Origin of the sequence: Minwuia sp. IMCC3060, from assembly GCF_029909435.1 — a bacterium.
In the GTDB taxonomy this organism is placed as follows: domain Bacteria; phylum Pseudomonadota; class Alphaproteobacteria; order Minwuiales; family Minwuiaceae; genus Minwuia.
This window is the reverse complement of sequence record NZ_CP123782.1, coordinates 2,763,149-2,780,345: the sequence shown is the minus strand read 5'-3', so window position 1 is coordinate 2,780,345 and position 17,197 is coordinate 2,763,149. Positions and strand designations below refer to the sequence as shown.

Genomic DNA, 17,197 nt, shown 5'->3' with positions numbered 1-17,197 from the left:
CGTCTATACCCGGCGGTGGAGAGGTGGCCGAGTGGCTTAAGGCGCTCCCCTGCTAAGGGAGTGGGGACTAATCCTCCCTCGTGGGTTCGAATCCCATCCTCTCCGCCATCAAGTCCTTGTTTTTGTTGATATATTTATGTTATCATGGGCCGCCTCCCGGAACCCCCGGCTTCTGCGGGGCTCCGCGCCTTGATACCCCCAACTGCGAACCCGAGAACGCTTTGGCGTGTCGATTCTCCACGCGCCCGGGTCGCTTTTCTCTACCGGCGTTTCAGCGGTTCGCTTTGGTGTTTGATTGTATGCGGCTCAGCTGAAGCCCAGCAATGCCCTCTGATCATCCCAGTGCAGCGGCAGGTCGATGCGCTTGATCAGCGTCTCGGCGGTGAGCTCCGGCGGCTGTCGCCCGTCAAGGATCGCCTCGGTGATGTCGGGTGCAAGGAATGCCAGCGGCAGGACCTGGCTGATGTAGCGGTCACTGACACTTTCTAATCGGGCGATGTCCGAGAGGGTAGCCACCCGGCCCTGCTTGAGGTCGTCGAACCAGGCATGGGCCTGCACGACGCAGCGGATGAGGCGTTGGTCCGGATTTGCCGGTGCCTCTCCCTTGTTGGGTCCATCAAGCACCAGCCGCATCTCGACGCCGCGCTTTCGGATGCAGGTCGGGATGTGGTGGGTGATTGTGGTGTCGGGCAGTTCGGTCATCGATGACAGGTCGAGCGTGATCTCGATCCGGTCGCTGCCGAGCACGACACGGTCCACGAGAACGTGAGGATGATTCCTGATTCCGATAGAGCTTGGATGGCTGGTGGCGTTCCCCGTGCCCGGGTTGGTGCTTTCGGAGACCTTGCCCAGTAGCGCGCCGATCCGGTCTGCGGGGATGCCGCTGTCCCGTGCAGCCTCTGCCAGCCGTGCCGGGTTGCTGATCAGTGCCGTGATGGCATCAGCGGTGATCCGCTCGATCTCCCGTGCCGGGAGTCTCCAGCCGCTATCGGTGGTGCTCTCCCCCACGGTGCCATTCACCAGGTGCCGTGAGACGTAATAGCGATAGCGCCTGCCGGACTTCACCGCATGACTGGGTGTCAGGGGACGGCCATCGGAATCGAACAGCTTGCCCATCAGCGGGCTGGGTTCCGTCCTGCGGGAGGGCATGCTGCGCTTCCGCCCCCGGTTGGAGATCAGCTTCTGCTGTACGGCGTCCCATGTGGTCAGGTCGATGATGGCTGGATGCAGCCCCTCGTGTATCTCGCCCTTGTGAGCGATGCAGCCAATGTAGAGCGGATTGCCCAGCAGCTTGTAGATGTAACCCCGCGACAGCGGACGCCCGCCACCTGACCGCTTCGATGCGGGTGCATCGTTCTCTATCGGCCCTTCCGCCTTGTCCTCGCTTTCACCAACTCCCCTGCGCCTGACCTTGGTGGTGAGCCCAAGGTCATCGGCAGCTTGCTTCACATGCCGGACATTCCCCAGTTCGAGATAAAGCTCGAAGACCTTTCTGACTGTTCCTGCTTCCTCCTCGTTGATGGTGAGGGTCCTGCCATCGGGCTCGTAGCCGAGCGGTACGAAGCCGCCCATCCACATGCCCTTGCGCTTGGAGGCGGCGATCTTGTCGCGGATGCGCTCTCCCGTGACCTCGCGCTCGAACTGGGCGAAGGACAGCAGCATGTTGAGGGTCAGCCTTCCCATGGAGGTGGTGGTGTTGAACTGCTGGGTGATGGAGACGAAGGAGACATCATGCGCATCCAGCACATCGACGATGCGCGAGAAGTCGGCCAGCGAGCGCGTCAGGCGATCGACCTTGTAGACGATGATGGTGTCGATCTTCTGTGCCTCGATATCCGCCAGCAGGCGGGCCAGGGCCGGGCGATCCATGGTGCCGCCGGAGAAGCCGCCATCATCATAGAGGTCGGGCAGCAGCTTCCAGCCTTCGCCGACCTGGCTGCGGACATAGGCCTCGCAGGCTTCGCGCTGGGCATGCAGGGAGTTGAAGTCCTGGTCCAGTCCGTCCTCGGTGGACTTGCGGGTATAGACCGCACAGCGCCGGACCGAGTTCTCGGTCCTTCTGCGTTTGCTTCCCTTGTCACCAGTGACAGTCATGTCTTCTGACCCTTCAGGCCGAAGAACCGGGGGCCGGACCAGCGGGTGCCGGTGATCTCGCGAGCGACGGCAGAGAGGGAGGACCATTCCCGGCCTCGGTACTGGACGCCCTTCTCGAGGATGATCACCTCGTGGGTGACGTCCTGCCAGTCACGCAGCAGGCGGGTGCCGGGCTTGATGGTCACGGCGGATGCGGAACGATGGTGATCGCTGGCAGACGTAGACGTCTTGCCATCACGCATGGACCTTGCCGCCCGTTCCAGCTGACGGACAAGGACAGCAGGCACTCCGCCCGCTGCTTCCAGCTGCGTCTCGTGTGCCACGGCACGCACGAGGATATTCCTGCGCATGTACTTCGGCGGTGGATGGCTGAAGGCCTCTTCCCAGCGTATGTGAAGCTCGGACTTGTCGAGACCGGACAGGGCATCGAGATCCTTGTGCGAGACCTTGCCCTGCCGCTTTGCCGACCGCCTGCTCACGGGATGATCCGGTAGACACGGCCACGGCCTTCCACCTTCTCCGACATCACTTTGAGCCCGAGCTTCTTGCGGACGATGCTGCTGATGGCGCCACGCACGGAGTGCTGTTGCCAGCCGGTGGCCTGCACCAGTTCGTCGAGGCTGGCACCACCGTCGCGTCGGAGCAGGTCGACCAGCAGGGACTGGCGGGTGCCTGGGCGGATGGTGTTCTTACCACCAGCTCGACCCGATGCTGCCCGCTCACTGGTCTCCGCGACACCAACGCAAGCGTGCTTGGTATCAGCATCTTGCGGAGGTTCTGCGCCAGAGGCGTCAGGCACGGAGCCACTGGGGGAGCCGGCTCCCACCTCTCCAGTGCTGGTACCCTCGTCATCGTCGGCATCGACACCGATGGCGTCCAGGCCAGCGCGGGTGATGGCGAGGGCAAACCTGTTGCCGTCCTTATCACTGCGCCAGACCCGGTCTTGGCCATGACAGGCACCAATTTGAACAGAACCGGTAGCATGCAATCCGGCGCTTGCTATTCCCTTCCCTTGCAGTGGGCGCTCTTCGACCAGACCCTTGCGAAGCAGGCTCGAGAGCACCGACGCGATGGCGCCTCCGTTGATGGTCAGGCAGTTGGGCAGTGGCAGGACGAAGCCACCCTCTGCCTGTGCGGCGTTAGACAGGATGACGAGCTGGGTGTCGGTGAGGTGGAACATGAGAGCCTCCCTGGGTCAGGGAGGCGTTTCGATCGGCGGGACCTCAGTGGTCAGCCGATACGCCTCCCACGACCCAGGGCCCTGCCGATCGGTCGGTCAGGGCCTGCACAGGGGAGGTCGAACGAGGGCTCAGGGGATGGTCAACTCCGCAGGCCAAGCAATGCTTGCCTGAGTGTGACAGTCCAGACCGAAATTCAGTTCGGTGAGACAGGCAGGGATGCTGATTTGCCAACAATGATTTGAGGTCACTCGGCAATCGGCACGTGAACCGCCCCGGGATTGCCGGAGGCCGTTTGGTTTGAGTTACGCCGCCACGCTCTGTTCGTCCAGCATGGCGTAGTATCGTTGTTCGGCTTCAGCAGGCGGGATGTTGCCGATCGGCTCCAGCAGTCGCCGGTTGTTGAACCAATCCACCCATTCCAGAGTGGCGAACTCTACGGCCTCGAACGATCGCCATGGTCCGCGGCGGTGAATCACCTCGGCTTTGTAGAGGCCGTTGATGGTCTCGGCGAGGGCGTTGTCATAGCTGTCGCCGACGCTCCCTACCGACGGCTCGATCCCAGCCTCGGCCAGCCGCTCCGTGTATTTGATCGAGATATACTGGCTTCCCCGGTCGCTATGATGGACCAGGCCACTGCGATGTGTAGGCCGTCTGTCGTGAAGCGCCTGTTCCAGGGCGTCGAGCACGAAGTTGGCGTGCGCCGTGCGACTGACGCGCCAGCCGACGATGTACCGGGCGAAGACGTCGATCACGAACGCCACATAGACGAAGCCCGCCCAGGTGGCGACGTAGGTGAAGTCGGAGACCCATAGCCGGTTGGGAGCCGGAGCCTGGAACTGTCGATTGACCTGATCGAGCGGGCACGGCGCCCCCTTGTCGCCGACCGTCGTCCGGATCGTCTTGCCGCGAATGACACCCTGAAGCCCGAGTTCCCGCATCAAACGAGAGACGGTGCAGCGGGCGACGTCATGGCCCTCGCGCTGGAGTTGCCGCCATACCTTCCGCACGCCGTAAACGCCGAAGCTCTCTTCGAAGACCCGGCGGACCTCGACCTTCAACGCGAGATCACGCCTCGCACGCTCAGACAGCAGCGACGGATCGCGTCGCCGGGCCAGGTGATCGTAGTAGGTGGAAGGGGCAATCGGCAGCATCCTGCAAATCGGCTCGACCCCGAACTCCGCCCGATGATCGTCGATGAAGGCGATCATCGCTTGAGTGGGCGGTCGAGCTCCGCCTGGGCGAAATATGCTGACGCCTTCCGCAGGATCTCGTTGGCCTGCCTGAGTTCACGGTTCTCCCGTTCCAGAGCCTTCAGCTTCTCGGTGATATCACTCGGGACGCCGGCGACAACCCCGTTATCGATCTCGGCCTTCTTGACCCATCCCGACAGCGTCCAGGGCGCACAGCCGATCTTGCCCGCAATGGAGGTGATCGCCGCCCACCGAGACGGATACTCGTCAAGGTGCTCCCTCACCATCCGAACGGCTCGCTCGCGCACCTCAGGTGAAAACTTGTTCGTCGTACTGCTCATGATGGCCCCTTCTTCTCAGGAGTTGGGGCCTCCGACAATCCCGGGGCGGTTCATTGTTGCGGATCGTCATATAGGCGACGCCAGGTCTCTTGGTGACTATGGAAGCGCGCGACCACGCGTTCTCGACGGCAACATCATCCGGTCCGGCAAATGCCGGAGCGCTCGCGATCACGAAAAGGAGCATCAGGTAAATCCACCTAATCTCCTTCAATGATCCAAGACAGCAAGCCATGGTCTCCAATCATCCCTTCACTGCGGCGACTTCCGTTGCGACCAGCGCCCTCAACTCTGCTTCCCCGAAGCGTTCAAGCGGCTTCCCATTGACAAAGAAAGTAGGTGTCTTCCGGACGCCAACTGTCTTCACATCAGCCAGATCCTGTTGAAGGACCCGTGTCGTCTGTGGGGCCTGCATCTGTGTCCGTGCCGTCTCTTGGTCCAAACCTGCCGAAATGGCCATTCTGTAAAGGACATCCGAGTTCATCTTGCCATGAGAAGCCCATTGCGGCTGGCTCCAGAGGATAAAATTCAGAACTTCCTCGAACTTGCCCTGAGCGCGTGCCGCTTCAAGGATACGGACGGCCACCTCGGATGTTTCACCATGAAGCGGCGTGTACCTGATGACGACTCGAACGGTATCGGCGTGCTCCTTCATGATATCTTTGACTATGGGATGAAAGGCGCGGCACGCTTCACAAGCCGGGTCGAAAAATTCTACAATTGTAACTGGCGCATCCTTCGGACCTAGAATCGGCGAATGCGGTCGGATGAGTGCCTGCGCGAATGTTGAATCGACTGTCGATACCTCAGCTGTTGATGCGGGCCTAGTGGCGTACCACGCTGCGCTACCGAAACCGGCTGCGCCCACGGCAAGAACAGATAAGATCAGTGCACGGCGGTTCATTCGGTTCTCTCCTTGAGCGAGAAAGTGGACAGCAGCGCTATCAGTGCAAAAGCAGCCGCCGCCAAGAGGGGAATCGGAATACCGAGGACGACTTGATTGTCATCAGTACATGATGGGCCGGAAGCAGTGCAGGGCTTGATGCTTTCCGGGATAACACCGACGTACAAGCCCAGATGCCAGAGGGCCACCACGCCGCCACCGATTGCCAGGACAATCCCGTAACGCCCGACCCGCGGATCTCGCCACCAGAGTCCCAGTCCGAGAACAATCACCAGAGGGAACATGAAGGCCCGCTGGAACCAGCACAGATTGCACGGTGTCTGGCCCAGGACTTCTCCGATGAATAGCACTGATAGCGAAGCGGCCAGCGCCACGATCCAGGCCAGAATGAGTGCGGTTTCTCCCGAAATTCGGCGCATGAGTGTCAAAGCCTCGCTTTCAGATCGGCAAGAATTTCCTCCGCCGCCGTGCCATAAGGCCACGAATCTGCAAACCCCGCCTGAGGATCAAACAACAGGAGATGCGATGTATGGCTCATTGTGTAGCCGCCCGGCGCAGAAGCTTCTTCAATCTTCTCGTAGAAGATCGGGAAAGTTTCGGCGGTGCTGGCAATCTGGTCCGGCGTACCTGTGAGCCCAACGATGCCGGCCCCAAACAAGGGCATAAACTCAGCCAGGGCTTCCGGGGTGTCCCGCTCAGGATCGATCGATATGAAGATTGGCTGCACATCGGAAGACTGATCTCCCAGACTTTCCATGACCGCAGCAACTTCGGCCAAGGTTGTCGGGCAGATATCGGGGCAATTGGCGAAGCCGAAAAACACCAGCATCCAGCGTCCCTGATAATCCTTCTCCGTTCGAACGACACCTTGATGGTCGGTCAGTTGAAATGCTGCGCGAAAAGCCGGTTCAGCAGCTTCTTCGCGTTTCTCAATCTGCCTTATCGTTTCCCATTGAAGAGCAATGAAAGCCAGGAGGGCGACACCCGCCAGAACCCACAGAGCCCTTCGAACTATTGAAAGTCGCATACCCGTTTGCCCAAACCCAATCCGCAATTGGATACTTGGATAAATGCTCTAGCAGCTAGAGGGTCAAGACGAAAAACACTACGGCTTCTCCAGCGCACATTTCTATAGTAGCTATAGATATCAGGAGGCTACCAATGCTCACCATCGGCAAACTTGCGAAGAAGACAGGAACCAAGGTTCAAACCATTCGCTACTACGAGCAGATTGAACTGATGCCGGAACCGGGAAGGACAGAAGGCGGTCAACGACGCTATGGGGACGCCGAGCTTGACCGCCTCTCGTTCATTCGTCACTCAAGGCAACTAGGGTTTTCGCTGGACGCCATTCGGGAGCTTCTGGATCTCAGCGACAATCCTGACCGGCCTTGCAACGAGGCCGATGCCATCGCACGCCGACAGCTCAAACAGGTCGAACAGCGACTGTCGCGCCTCGATGCCTTGCGTACGGAGCTGAAACGCATGGTTCGGGAATGCAGCGGCGGTCATACAAGTGATTGCAGGGTCCTCGAAGTGCTTCGTGATCACTCGGAATGCCTCACTGATCATCAGGATTTGAACGACTGAACACGGGGGCTGTCGAGCTGTTCCGTGTGCATTCGAACTCGCGGATGATCGATGAAACGCGGAGGCTTCATTTTTCTCTTGAACCTATAGTCACTAGAGCAATTACATTACCGCCATCGTCAAGAGAGGAGCGGTTCGATGAAGGTTCCACCGTTAGTTCAAGTTCTTGTTGCAGGAGCCTTTGCTTGGGGCCTGAGTGAAGGCCTGCCAGTCTGGCAGTTCGACGGCGCTCTGGTGACTGTTGCGGTCTGGATCGCCAGTATTGCGGGTGCCGGATTTCTGGCTATCGCACTGAACATCTTCCGTATTCACAAGACGACCTTTGATCCCCTGAACCCGTCCAAGGCTCAGAAACTGGTTGTGTCAGGTCTTTACCGCATAACCCGGAATCCGATGTATGTCGGAATGGCATTCCTGTTGTTGGGATGGTGTCTCTATCTTGGAGACGTAATTGCGTTTCTAGCAATTGCCTTGTTCGTGGTGTCCATGAATCACTTGCAAATCAAGGCCGAAGAAAGCGCGTTGCAGGACAATTTTGGCGACGACTACTTGCGGTACACGCAGCGCGTGCGACGTTGGCTTTGATGCTGGAGAAACGAAATGGCTAATTGTTGTGGAAATGACGCCAAGTTTGATGGCGTCTCGGATGATTATAAACGCAGGCTTTGGATCGTCATCGCGATCAACGCTATGATGTTCACAATCGAAATGATTGCCGGGCAATACGCGGAGTCACAGGCGTTGCAGGCCGATGCGCTCGACTTCCTGGGCGATACGCTGACCTACGGGATCTCACTTGCGGTCATTGGAGAGGTGGTTCGGTTCGTTTGAACAGTTTCGAGCCGTTTCTTAGGTGGATTTTCCGCTTGGTTATGCCGCCACCGGGATTGGTTGCAACTTGATGTGATATGCCTGATCGGGCGTTTGCCCTTCCAGCGATGAATGCGGTCTCCTTGTGTTGTAGAAGGCCAGGTATCGGTCGATGCCCTGTCGGGCGGCTGACACGCTTTCATAGGCGTGCAGATAGACCTCCTCGTATTTGACGCTGCGCCAGAGCCGTTCGACAAACACGTTATCGCGCCAAGCGCCCTTGCCATCCATGCTGATCTGGATGTCGGCGTCCTTCAGCGCCTTGATGAAGTCAATGGACGTGAACTGTGATCCTTGGTCCGAGTTCATGATCTCCGGCTTGCCATATCTGCGCAGGGCATCATTCAAGGCCTCCAGACACGGCGCTGTTTCCAGCGTCACCGACAGCCGCCAGGCCAGAACCTTGCGGCTGAACCAGTCCAGAACGGCGACCAGATAGACGAACCCTCGGGCCATGGGAATGTAGGTAATATCCATGGCCCAGACCTGATTGGGCTGCGTCACGGCCAGCTTGCGCAGCAGGTAGGGATAGATCCTGTGACCGGGCGCAGGCTTGCTGGTGTTCGGTCTGCGATAGAGCGCCTCAATGCCCATCGTTTTCATGCAGGTTGCCACGTGCAGCCGCCCGGCCGTGAAGCCTTCCTGCCGCAGCAACCCTTTCATCATACGGCTGCCCGCGAACGGGTAGTCCATGTGCAACTCGTCAATTCTGCGCATAAGCTTGAGGTCCGCCGCACTGGTCGGGCGCGGCGCGTAATACAGGCTGCCCCGGCTGATCCCGAGAAGCCGGGCTTGCCGTGTCAGGCTCAGCCTGTGGTCCGGGCCCGTCATTTCCTTGCGCTCGGCAACAGACCGGCCTTGTCGAGCGCGCCCTCTAAAAAATCGTTTTCCAGCGCCAGCTGGCCAATCTTCGCGTGCAGGGACTTTACGTCGATCTGCGGCTCTTTCGCGGCCTTTGGCGTGTCATCGAAGACACCCGTTACGCCCTCAAGCAGCTGATCCTTCCACTGCTTGATCTGATTGGGATGCAGGTCGAACTGCGTCGCCAGCTCGCTCATCGTCCTGTCGCCCTTCAGCGCCGCCAATGCGACTTTCGCTTTGAAGGCAGGGCTGTGGTTCCGCCTGGGTCGTCTTGTCATCTTCGCTCCTTCGTCCCGGCAACGCTGCCGGATTGGGAGCAGAAAATCCACCTAACTCAACTGTCCAGATTTGTCGGGCCACCTCTTGCTACTTCAAGTTCAGATCTTAGGGCTGACATGCGCGCTATCCTGAGATCAACCTTCGCCAGATGTGCCTTGGCGATTCTGGTCACATCCGCGCAGGGATGATGAATTTGTCCCGTAATATCGAGCAACACACGCACATCTTTTTGAGAGAACCCCATCTCGCGGCTATTCTTGATAAATCGAAGCAAGCCGAGATGGATCTGGTCATAGATCCGTGTGTTACCTGGCGACCGCCTTGGTTCCGGGAGCAGTCCAATTTTCTCATAATATCGGATGGTAGCGGGCTTGCATCCGGTTAATGCAGCAAGTCGTCCAATCGAAAATTCAGTAATGGACATCCTGCACCTTGTTCAAAGTACGCCAAACCATGATCATTGTTGTGCAATCATGGGCTGCATATCTGATCGATAAGTATCAAACACCAATTAGATATCCATGCCGTCAATCTATCACACGGTTGGTTCAGGATCGACATCCAGCTGCATTTGACGCCATTGGACCTGCATATACCAAGTGACGATGCCCTTGGTGCAATCGACGCAGACGATCGGGCGATACAAGCTGCAAAAGGGGTCAATTGTGTGATGCCACCAATTGACCTTCCTGTAAGTGGAAGGTATATTTGGGCTACATGATACGCTCTCTGCTCACGTTTGCACTGATTGCTTTGCTGATGGCACCTCAGTTTGTCACAGCGAAGGACCATCATGATGCGATGGTCGGTGCCGCAGGTTCCGAGACGCCACAATCCGATAGCCATACATGTGCAGAAATGGATACGGATTGTGGTCAGGCGGATATCGTACTCTGCTGTGACATGATCGTGGGCCACTGTACGACCGCGATGAGCGTTCCCGGATCTATGACATTCGCGAACTTGGCGGACGGCAGCTCCGGAAATCACCTTCCCGAAGACCTTGTTCTCGACGGTCAATCTCCATCATTTGATCCGCCACCACCGCGAGTTTGAAGCTTATTCCCACGCACTGGATTGCCTGAAGAGCGCACGCTCTTTCGGGCGGTATAAGCTTGAAACAACGCGAAAGAACCAAAGATCATGAAATTTTCCCGTAAGCGCAGAGGCCTTGTGGCCCTTGCCCTCTCCACGATGCTCGTTTCGGGCATGACTCAGACAACCTTTGCCGCTGGCTCGCATGACGGCGGACATGGCGACAAGAAATCCGAAAAATCAGAAATCGGTTACCCGGGAAAGGCGTCTGCCACGACCCGCTCGATAACCGTGGAAATGTATGACACCTACTACAAGCCTGAGAAGCTTGAGATCAAGGAAGGTGAGACAGTCCGTTTCGTTGTCGTGAATAAGGGAGAACTTGTTCACGAGTTCAATATCGGAACTCCGAAATCTCATGCGGAACACCAGCCGCAGATGATGGAGATGATGGAGAAGGGGGTGCTGGAGATTGACAGGATCCGTCATGACAAGATGCAGCACGGAGAGGGCGGCATGAGCCACGATCACGCCAACAGCGCGTTGCTGGAGCCCGGGCAGTCAGCGGAGATTGTCTGGACATTCGACACAGAGGCGAAGCTCGAGTTCGCCTGCAACGTCCCAGGCCATTATCAGTCCGGCATGGTCGGACCGATCAAGCTCAACGACTGACAGGTCGAATGGAGGCATCAACATGCGTATTCGCAATCTGACTGCCGCCATTGTGGCGCTGGGGCTTTCAGCCCCGGCGCTCGCTGGCGAGTACAATCTCACAGTTGATCGTGTGGAGATCGACACCGGGAACTTCACCAAGACGGGCATCGGCTACAACGGCGCAACGCCTGGTCCGGTTCTGCGGTTCAAGGAAGGTGAAGATGTCACCATCAACGTGACAAACAACCTGTCCGAGGACACGTCTGTCCACTGGCACGGCCTGATCCTGCCTTATCAGCAGGACGGTGTCCCGGGGATCAGCTATGACGGCATCAAGCCTGGTGAAACTTTTACCTACAGGTTTCCGATCGTGCAGAACGGCACCTACTGGTTCCACAGCCATTCAGGCTTTCAGGAGCCGGACGGAGCCTATGGCGCTCTTGTCATCGAACCAAAGGAGCGCGAACCCTACAGCTATGACCGCGAGTACGTGGTCCAGTTGACGGATGCGCATCCGCATTCGGGCGACCGCATCTTGCGCAACCTCAAGATGATGCCGGACTACTACAATCGAAAGCAACGCACGTTGCTCGATTTCTTCGATGACGCCGGAGAAAAGGGCCTCGACAAGGCACTCTCGGATCGGGGCGACTGGGGCGAGATGCGCATGATGCCGACTGACATCGAGGATGTTCACGGCTACACGCCACTGATCAACGGCAAGGGACCGGATCAGAATTGGACCGGTATGTTCAAGTCTGGCGAGCGTGTACGCCTTCGCTTCATCAATTCCTCGGCAATGACCTACTTCGATCTCCGCATTCCAGGGCTGAAGATGACGGTGGTGCAAGCGGATGGTCAGAATGTTCAGCCCGTGGTTGTCGATGAACTTCGCATCGCTGTCGCTGAGACATACGATGTGATTGTCCAGCCGACCGAGGACAGGGCTTACACCATATTCGGTGAATCGATGGGGCGCACCGCGTATGCCCGCGGAACGCTGGCCTCCCAAGAGGGCCAGACAGCAGAAGTGCCGGAGATGCGCAAGGATCCGTTGCTGACCATGGCGGACATGGGGATGTCCGGAATGAATATGTCGGGCATGGACATGTCTGATGGGGGCGGACACGGCGGCCATGGCTCTGGCGGTCACGACACCCTGGCTGCCATTACCGGCGAAAGCATGGACCATTCCAAGATGGGTAATGACATGCCGAAGAAGGACGGCGGGATGGACCACTCCAAGATGGGCCATGACATGCCGAAGAAGGACGGCGGGATGGACCACTCCAAGATGGGCCATGACATGCCGATGAAGGACGGCGGGATGGACCACTCCAAGATGGGCCATGACATGCCGAAGAAGGACGGCGGGATGGACCACTCCAAGATGGGTCATGACATGCCGAAGAAGGACGGCGGGATGGACCACTCCAAGATGGGCCATGACATGCCGAAGAAGGACGGCGGGATGGACCACTCCAAGATGGGCCATGACATGCCGAAGAAGGACGGCGGGATGGACCATTCGAAGATGGGCCATGACATGCCGATGAAGGACGGCGGGATGGACCATTCGAAGATGGGCCATGGCGCAATGGCCAAGGGCGCGGACCCATTCTATGCACCTGGCAGCGGTCTGACGCCGGAAGCTGCGAATGGCGGCAAGTTCCTGTCCTACGCAGATCTCAAGGCCCAGAACCCTCTCTACGTGGATCGCCCGCCTACTAGGGAGATCAAAATGGAACTGACGGGCAACATGGAGCGCTATATCTGGTCCATTAATGGTGTGAAGTACAAAGACGCAGACCCGATTGTATTGCAGTACGGAGAGCGTGTGCGCTTCAAGTTCATCAATGGAACAATGATGACGCATCCGATGCATCTGCATGGCATGTGGTCGATTCTCGACGTCGGCGCCGGCAAATGGAATCCGATCAAGCATGTCGTCAGTGTCGCGCCAGGCACTACGGTTTACATGGAGACAGAGGTCGATGCGCCGGGTGAGTGGGCCTTCCATTGCCATCTTTCCTATCACGCTGATACCGGCATGTTCCGCAAGGTGATTGTCGAAGGCGGACCATCTGACAAGGCAGCCTCTCTGTCTGCCGATGGGAAGGGCTGATTGATGCGGAAACTTCTGAAACTGGTAACTGGCGCGCTCGTTGCTCCAGCACTGTTCATTCCGGCCTCTGCATTCGCAGAGCCAATTGTCTGGGGTATCCAGGCCGAACAGGCCGAATATCGTATCAATGAAGGGTCGGATATCTTTGCCTGGGACTTCGACGCAATGGTGGGTAGGGACGAATTGAAGTTCGTCTTTCGAAGCGAGGCCGAATATGCCATTGCCGAAGACAGTTTCGAGACGCTGGAGAACCAGCTTCGACTGCAGACTCCAATCTCGGACTTCTTTGACGCCGTGGTTGGTGTGCGATTGGATACACCGGAAGGTCCCGACCGGATCCATGGTGTGATCGGTCTGCATGGGCTGACGAAGCAGTGGTTCGAAGTCGATGCTGATCTGTTCATCTCCGACAATCCGTCTGCGCGGTTCGAAGTTGAGTATGAAGGGCTGATCACGAACCGGATCATCTTCGTGCCCAGCATCGAACTGGATATCCCGTTCACGGATGATCCGGCGGTTGGCAATGGTGCTTTCGCCCCGACGCTCGAAGTGGGCGGACGACTGAGTTACGACCTCGTTGACCGTCTGGTCTCGCCCTATGTCGGCGTTCATTACGAACGGAAGTTTGGCGCGACAGCGGATCTGGCCAGGGCCGGAGGTGAGGACGCTGGTGCGGTGTTCTTCGTGATTGGTGCACGGTTTCTCTTCTGATTTGTTCAGCCCGGTAGCGCCCATCTGCTGCCGGGCTGCACAGCTCGTGAATGCCTACGTCTTTCACATCTTTCACATCAGAATTATTGAATCTGTTGCATGAACAATCTTGACGATGTTCTGCATTGGGCGATGACATTCATCGGGCTTCAGCTTGGTGATGGATCCCCAGTGTGGCTCCACCCTCTCTTACATGTTGTATTGATAGCTATGCCATTGGCGTTGGGGTTTCTGGCTGTTGCATTGACTGTGACAGGTATCCGCCGCCGCCTTCGCAATCGTCACATGGCACGACCTGGGCCAGATGGACTGCTATATCTCCCGACGAATGTATTCCGCTACATCATTTCGTATTCGCGAAAGGAACAGGTGGGCCTCGTACTCTTGGGGCTTCTGTCGATGCCAGTATTGTATGCAACACTGGAGCTGCCAAAGCTGATCATCAACAGTGCCTTGGCTGACGAACATGTGCCTGCGTCATTCATTGGTTACGATATCAGTCAGATTGAACACCTGTTCATTTTGTGTGGTATTTTCCTGATTGCAGTGATCGCAAACGGGTTCCTGAAATACATCATGAATGTCTTCAAGGGCCGTGTTGGTGAGCGGCTACTTCGTCGCTTGAGACTTCTGATCGTCCGGCTCTGGCGTCGTGGTCATGGCCCGACGCGACGGTCAGAGGTGATACCGCTGGTGGCGCAGGAAGTCGAACCCATTGGCGGGTTTGCATCAGACGCCTTCTCCCTGCCGATGTTTCAGGGCGGCACGTTCATTACCATTCTCGTGTTCATGTTTGCTCAGGAGCCGGTCCTTGGCGCTGCGGCGCTTGTCCTTCTGCCGGTTCAACTTTTGATCATCCCGAAGATGCAGCGCCGCCTCAATAGACTCTCCCGTCAGAGGGTGGCGGAGCTGCGGGCGCTTGGCGGTGTTCTGGGTGAGCAGGCTGCCAAAGTTGAAAGAGAAAGCACCGATCTGATTCTCGCGGCGGGATCCTTGCGGAAAATCGAAACCATTCGGATCAATATCCACAGGGCGAAGTTTTTTATGAAGGCTCTGAACAATTTTCTCACCGCTCTGACGCCGATATTTTTCTATTCGATTGGCGGCTTTCTTGTGATCAAGGGCAGCCTGACGCTTGGCGCTCTTGTGGCAGTACTCGCCGCATACAAGGACTTCTCGGCGCCGCTGAAGGAGCTCTTTGGCTACTACCAATCCATGGAAGACGTCCGAATACGCTACGAGGAGGTTCGGCGTTTTCTACTGCTCGGTGATGCCATGCATCGGGCAGACAGATTATGAATGATGCGCTCCGCTGTCCCCCGATCTTTGTTAGAGTTTTCCGCTTCTTGCTCCGCTCCAGAGCAAGGAGATGAAACCGAGTTTCATTGGCTTCAATTTCACAGTCCAGTCGCTGAATGGGCGACTCTTCGGCTGAATTGGGAGGGATCGTGGAATTCACCGCACTCGAGCTTGTTCTGCTGCCAGTTGGCCTCGGTCTGCTGGGGTTCATTGAGCCATGTACGATTGGCGGACATCTCCTGTTTCTTGATACCCAGAATGAACGGAGCCGCCGCGAAAAGATTCGCGCGTTACTGACGTTCGTTGCTGCCCGCTCCCTGATCACAGGGTTGTTTGGAGCGCTTGTCGCATTTCTCGGTCCAAATTTGATCGGCGCGCAGACCGGAGCCTGGCTTCTGTTCGGCGTAATCTACCTGATAGTCGGGCTGGCTTTGTTGCTCGGTAAGGGCGGCCTTATCAAACACAAGGTCGACCTTGCGCCCGCATCATGGAGACGCGCCAAGAGCCCATTCGTTCTAGGGTTGGCTTTCGGTTTGAATATACCTGCCTGTGCTGCGCCGATCTTGTTCGGATTGCTCGGATTGGCCGCGACTGTCGGCACAGTAGCAACCGGGTTTGCTATGATGTTTTTCTTTGGCCTCTTCCTTTCATCACCACTGGCTGTGTTCGCAGCCGTACCCCGATTTGCAGTCTGGCTTCAAAATCTGGGTGCACGATTGAAAAGGAATGGTTGGTTTGTTGGGGCCATCTTCGTTTTGCTCGGGGCCTGGTCCATCTGGTTCGGCATTTTTGTGGACCCAGCAAACTGGAGCGGAAAATGAGCACCCGTGGCCGGTTCAGAAGTGTTGCGACGGCAGGCATCACATTTCAGGCAGGGTCAGCCGCAGTTGATTCAGCAACCATCATGTCCGCACTGATCTTTCAACTGACAGGCAATCCCATTCTGGTCGGAGCCGTTACCGCGATCCTGCGATTTGGCTGGTTGTTTCCACAACTTTTTGTTGGCTTCCTGGCACAACGCAGTGGTGCCAGCATGCGCTATTATTTCATCGGCGCATTCGGACGTGCGGGGTGGATGGCGGCGCTGGCAGCGGTCCTTTTTTTTGGAGCCGGACTGCAGACACATCTGCTGGCCGTTCTTGTGATGTTGATCTGGACTGCATATGCATTCACTAGCGGAATAGTTGCGGTGCCTTACACTGATATTGTCGCGCGATCAGTTCCCTCGGAACTGAGAAGCCGTCTGCTGGCCACGCGCTTTTTCGGCGGCGGCCTCCTCGCATTGGCGGTCGTGGCCATTGCCGACCACGTGGTCGGGACCCTCGCCTTTCCCCTTTCCTATGCAGCAATCATCACAGTTGCCGCGGCTTTGATGTTTCTGTCGTCTGTCGTGTTTTCCGCAATGGGGGAGCCGCAGGCGGCTTCTGATAAGGCGAGCAGATCCACATTCTTCCAGTACCTGAGGGATGGCGTGACCGTGTTCCGAACTGACCTGAATTTTCGAAAATTCGTATACGCGCAATGGTGCGGTGGTGCCGTGCTGATGGCAATGCCTTTCTATGTCGTGCAGGCTGATTCCGTCGGAGTAAGCCTCGAGAACGTCGCGTTGTTGCTGGGCGCTCAAACCGCAGGCAGTCTCGGCTCAAATGTAATATGGGGCTGGTGGGGTGACAGGTTGGGCAAAGTCAGTCTGTTGAGAGTGGTCTCGATCGGGAGGATCCTGCCGCCCGCCGCTATTTTGATTCTTGCACCGGCTCAGTTTTTTGGACCCGACCAGATGCTGTTCCTGTTCGTCGGGACATTTTTTGTCCTCGGCGCGCTCGCCAATGGCCTGACCATCGCGGTTATCGGATTCCTGATGGAAATCTCACCCGACGACAGGCGTCCAGCCTATACCGGCTATTTCAATGCGATCACGGCACCGTCGTTCCTGTTGCCGCTGCTTGCGGGCATTATCATCTCGATGTTCGGACTATCCATCATTTTCATGATCTCCTTGGTGGCCGCGATTCTTCAGCTTTTCTTTCTGTTCAGAATCGCGACTAGGGAAGCCAGATAGACGGGGA

At 57.4% G+C, this 17,197-nt stretch carries 17 protein-coding genes, 1 tRNA gene, 2 pseudogenes and 1 other annotated feature; of the genes and pseudogenes, 10 read left to right on the top strand and 10 right to left on the bottom strand.

Annotation, left to right across the window (positions count from 1 at the left end):
• Nucleotides 1-17: 17 nt before the first annotated feature.
• Nucleotides 18-108: transfer RNA gene (locus QGV54_RS13075), tRNA-Ser, on the top strand.
• A gap of 198 nt (nt 109-306) precedes the next feature.
• Here the strand turns inward: QGV54_RS13075 and QGV54_RS13070 are convergent.
• The 8 genes and pseudogenes from QGV54_RS13070 to QGV54_RS13040 form a co-directional block, all read right to left on the bottom strand.
• Nucleotides 307-2,094, bottom strand: a complete 1,788-nt coding sequence (locus QGV54_RS13070) for a recombinase family protein (protein ID WP_281019958.1) — start codon at nt 2,092-2,094, stop codon at nt 307-309.
• Nucleotides 2,091-2,573 carry a DUF2924 domain-containing protein gene (locus QGV54_RS13065; protein ID WP_281019957.1) on the bottom strand — a complete coding sequence of 161 codons (483 nt, stop codon included), beginning with the start codon at nt 2,571-2,573 and terminating at the stop codon, nt 2,091-2,093. The genes QGV54_RS13070 and QGV54_RS13065 overlap by 4 nt, the downstream gene beginning before the upstream one ends.
• The gene (locus tag QGV54_RS13060; RefSeq protein WP_281019956.1) at nt 2,570-3,274 is read right to left on the bottom strand and encodes a DUF3489 domain-containing protein; all 705 of its coding nucleotides are present in this window, start codon (nt 3,272-3,274) and stop codon (nt 2,570-2,572) included. Before QGV54_RS13060 ends, QGV54_RS13065 begins: the two co-directional genes overlap by 4 nt.
• A 303-nt stretch (nt 3,275-3,577) precedes the next feature.
• Nucleotides 3,578-4,806 (bottom strand): IS3 family transposase gene (locus tag QGV54_RS13055; RefSeq protein WP_281019955.1). Its coding sequence is split into 2 segments (ribosomal slippage): nt 3,578-4,515 and nt 4,515-4,806, totalling 1,230 coding nucleotides; the frame shifts between segments, so codons are not numbered across the junction.
• Nucleotides 4,409-4,525, bottom strand: a sequence feature (AL1L pseudoknot). Its footprint overlaps the gene before it by 117 nt.
• Before the next feature lie 46 nt (nt 4,807-4,852).
• A pseudogene (locus QGV54_RS19840) lies at nt 4,853-4,990 on the bottom strand (copper chaperone PCu(A)C); the annotation flags it as partial.
• 57 nt (nt 4,991-5,047) lie between these two features.
• On the bottom strand, nt 5,048-5,707 hold the full coding sequence (locus QGV54_RS13050; RefSeq protein ID WP_281019582.1) for a thioredoxin domain-containing protein: 660 nt from the start codon (nt 5,705-5,707) through the stop codon (nt 5,048-5,050).
• Nucleotides 5,704-6,126, bottom strand: coding sequence for a disulfide bond formation protein B (locus QGV54_RS13045; protein ID WP_281019954.1), 423 nt, complete (start codon nt 6,124-6,126; stop codon nt 5,704-5,706). Before QGV54_RS13045 ends, QGV54_RS13050 begins: the two co-directional genes overlap by 4 nt.
• A gap of 5 nt (nt 6,127-6,131) precedes the next feature.
• Complete coding sequence (locus QGV54_RS13040; protein WP_281019584.1) at nt 6,132-6,734, bottom strand: SCO family protein; 603 nt, start codon at nt 6,732-6,734, stop codon at nt 6,132-6,134.
• A gap of 134 nt (nt 6,735-6,868) precedes the next feature.
• Here QGV54_RS13040 and QGV54_RS13035 point away from each other — a divergent pair, with 134 nt between their 5' ends.
• The 3 genes and pseudogenes from QGV54_RS13035 to QGV54_RS13025 form a co-directional block, all read left to right on the top strand.
• Complete coding sequence (locus QGV54_RS13035) at nt 6,869-7,297, top strand: helix-turn-helix domain-containing protein (protein WP_281019585.1); 429 nt, start codon at nt 6,869-6,871, stop codon at nt 7,295-7,297.
• Nucleotides 7,298-7,435: 138 nt separating this feature from the next.
• The gene (locus QGV54_RS13030; RefSeq protein ID WP_281019953.1) at nt 7,436-7,882 is read left to right on the top strand and encodes an isoprenylcysteine carboxylmethyltransferase family protein; all 447 of its coding nucleotides are present in this window, start codon (nt 7,436-7,438) and stop codon (nt 7,880-7,882) included.
• Between the two features lie 15 nt (nt 7,883-7,897).
• Nucleotides 7,898-8,119, top strand: a pseudogene (locus QGV54_RS13025) (cation transporter); the annotation flags it as partial.
• 48 nt (nt 8,120-8,167) lie between these two features.
• Here the strand turns inward: QGV54_RS13025 and QGV54_RS13020 are convergent.
• Nucleotides 8,168-9,306 (bottom strand): IS3 family transposase gene (locus QGV54_RS13020; protein ID WP_281015974.1). Its coding sequence is split into 2 segments (ribosomal slippage): nt 8,168-9,042 and nt 9,042-9,306, totalling 1,140 coding nucleotides; the frame shifts between segments, so codons are not numbered across the junction.
• Between the two features lie 56 nt (nt 9,307-9,362).
• Nucleotides 9,363-9,731 carry a MerR family transcriptional regulator gene (locus tag QGV54_RS13015; RefSeq protein ID WP_281019951.1) on the bottom strand — a complete coding sequence of 123 codons (369 nt, stop codon included), beginning with the start codon at nt 9,729-9,731 and terminating at the stop codon, nt 9,363-9,365.
• Nucleotides 9,732-10,450: 719 nt separating this feature from the next.
• Between QGV54_RS13015 and QGV54_RS13010 the strand changes: the two genes are divergently transcribed.
• The 6 genes from QGV54_RS13010 (at nt 10,451) to QGV54_RS12985 (ending at nt 17,190) form a co-directional block, all read left to right on the top strand.
• Nucleotides 10,451-11,014 carry a cupredoxin domain-containing protein gene (locus QGV54_RS13010; protein ID WP_281019586.1) on the top strand — a complete coding sequence of 188 codons (564 nt, stop codon included), beginning with the start codon at nt 10,451-10,453 and terminating at the stop codon, nt 11,012-11,014.
• Between the two features lie 22 nt (nt 11,015-11,036).
• Nucleotides 11,037-13,121 (top strand): copper resistance system multicopper oxidase, encoded by a 2,085-nt coding sequence (locus tag QGV54_RS13005; protein WP_281019587.1) that lies wholly within the window; start codon nt 11,037-11,039, stop codon nt 13,119-13,121.
• 3 nt (nt 13,122-13,124) lie between these two features.
• Nucleotides 13,125-13,832: a copper resistance protein B gene (locus QGV54_RS13000; RefSeq protein ID WP_281019588.1), complete on the top strand. Its 708-nt coding sequence runs from the start codon at nt 13,125-13,127 to the stop codon at nt 13,830-13,832.
• A 99-nt stretch (nt 13,833-13,931) separates the two neighbouring features.
• Nucleotides 13,932-15,131 carry an ABC transporter transmembrane domain-containing protein gene (locus tag QGV54_RS12995; protein ID WP_281019589.1) on the top strand — a complete coding sequence of 400 codons (1,200 nt, stop codon included), beginning with the start codon at nt 13,932-13,934 and terminating at the stop codon, nt 15,129-15,131.
• Between the two features lie 149 nt (nt 15,132-15,280).
• Nucleotides 15,281-15,952 (top strand): cytochrome c biogenesis protein CcdA, encoded by a 672-nt coding sequence (locus QGV54_RS12990; protein ID WP_281019950.1) that lies wholly within the window; start codon nt 15,281-15,283, stop codon nt 15,950-15,952.
• The gene (locus tag QGV54_RS12985; RefSeq protein WP_281019591.1) at nt 15,949-17,190 is read left to right on the top strand and encodes an MFS transporter; all 1,242 of its coding nucleotides are present in this window, start codon (nt 15,949-15,951) and stop codon (nt 17,188-17,190) included. Before QGV54_RS12990 ends, QGV54_RS12985 begins: the two co-directional genes overlap by 4 nt.
• Nucleotides 17,191-17,197: the final 7 nt, after the last annotated feature.

What these genes read in the sequence shown, in the direction of transcription:
- QGV54_RS13070 (WP_281019958.1), bottom strand. Translation starts at nt 2,094, where the DNA reads ATGACTGTCACTGGTGACAAGGGAAGCAAACGCAGAAGGACCGAGAAC.
- QGV54_RS13060 (WP_281019956.1), bottom strand. Translation starts at nt 3,274, where the DNA reads ATGTTCCACCTCACCGACACCCAGCTCGTCATCCTGTCTAACGCCGCA.
- QGV54_RS13050 (WP_281019582.1), bottom strand. Translation starts at nt 5,707, where the DNA reads ATGAACCGCCGTGCACTGATCTTATCTGTTCTTGCCGTGGGCGCAGCC.
- QGV54_RS13045 (WP_281019954.1), bottom strand. Translation starts at nt 6,126, where the DNA reads ATGCGCCGAATTTCGGGAGAAACCGCACTCATTCTGGCCTGGATCGTG.
- QGV54_RS13040 (WP_281019584.1), bottom strand. Translation starts at nt 6,734, where the DNA reads ATGCGACTTTCAATAGTTCGAAGGGCTCTGTGGGTTCTGGCGGGTGTC.
- QGV54_RS13035 (WP_281019585.1), top strand. Translation starts at nt 6,869, where the DNA reads ATGCTCACCATCGGCAAACTTGCGAAGAAGACAGGAACCAAGGTTCAA.
- QGV54_RS13030 (WP_281019953.1), top strand. Translation starts at nt 7,436, where the DNA reads ATGAAGGTTCCACCGTTAGTTCAAGTTCTTGTTGCAGGAGCCTTTGCT.
- QGV54_RS13015 (WP_281019951.1), bottom strand. Translation starts at nt 9,731, where the DNA reads ATGTCCATTACTGAATTTTCGATTGGACGACTTGCTGCATTAACCGGA.
- QGV54_RS13010 (WP_281019586.1), top strand. Translation starts at nt 10,451, where the DNA reads ATGAAATTTTCCCGTAAGCGCAGAGGCCTTGTGGCCCTTGCCCTCTCC.
- QGV54_RS13005 (WP_281019587.1), top strand. Translation starts at nt 11,037, where the DNA reads ATGCGTATTCGCAATCTGACTGCCGCCATTGTGGCGCTGGGGCTTTCA.
- QGV54_RS13000 (WP_281019588.1), top strand. Translation starts at nt 13,125, where the DNA reads ATGCGGAAACTTCTGAAACTGGTAACTGGCGCGCTCGTTGCTCCAGCA.
- QGV54_RS12995 (WP_281019589.1), top strand. Translation starts at nt 13,932, where the DNA reads ATGAACAATCTTGACGATGTTCTGCATTGGGCGATGACATTCATCGGG.
- QGV54_RS12985 (WP_281019591.1), top strand. Translation starts at nt 15,949, where the DNA reads ATGAGCACCCGTGGCCGGTTCAGAAGTGTTGCGACGGCAGGCATCACA.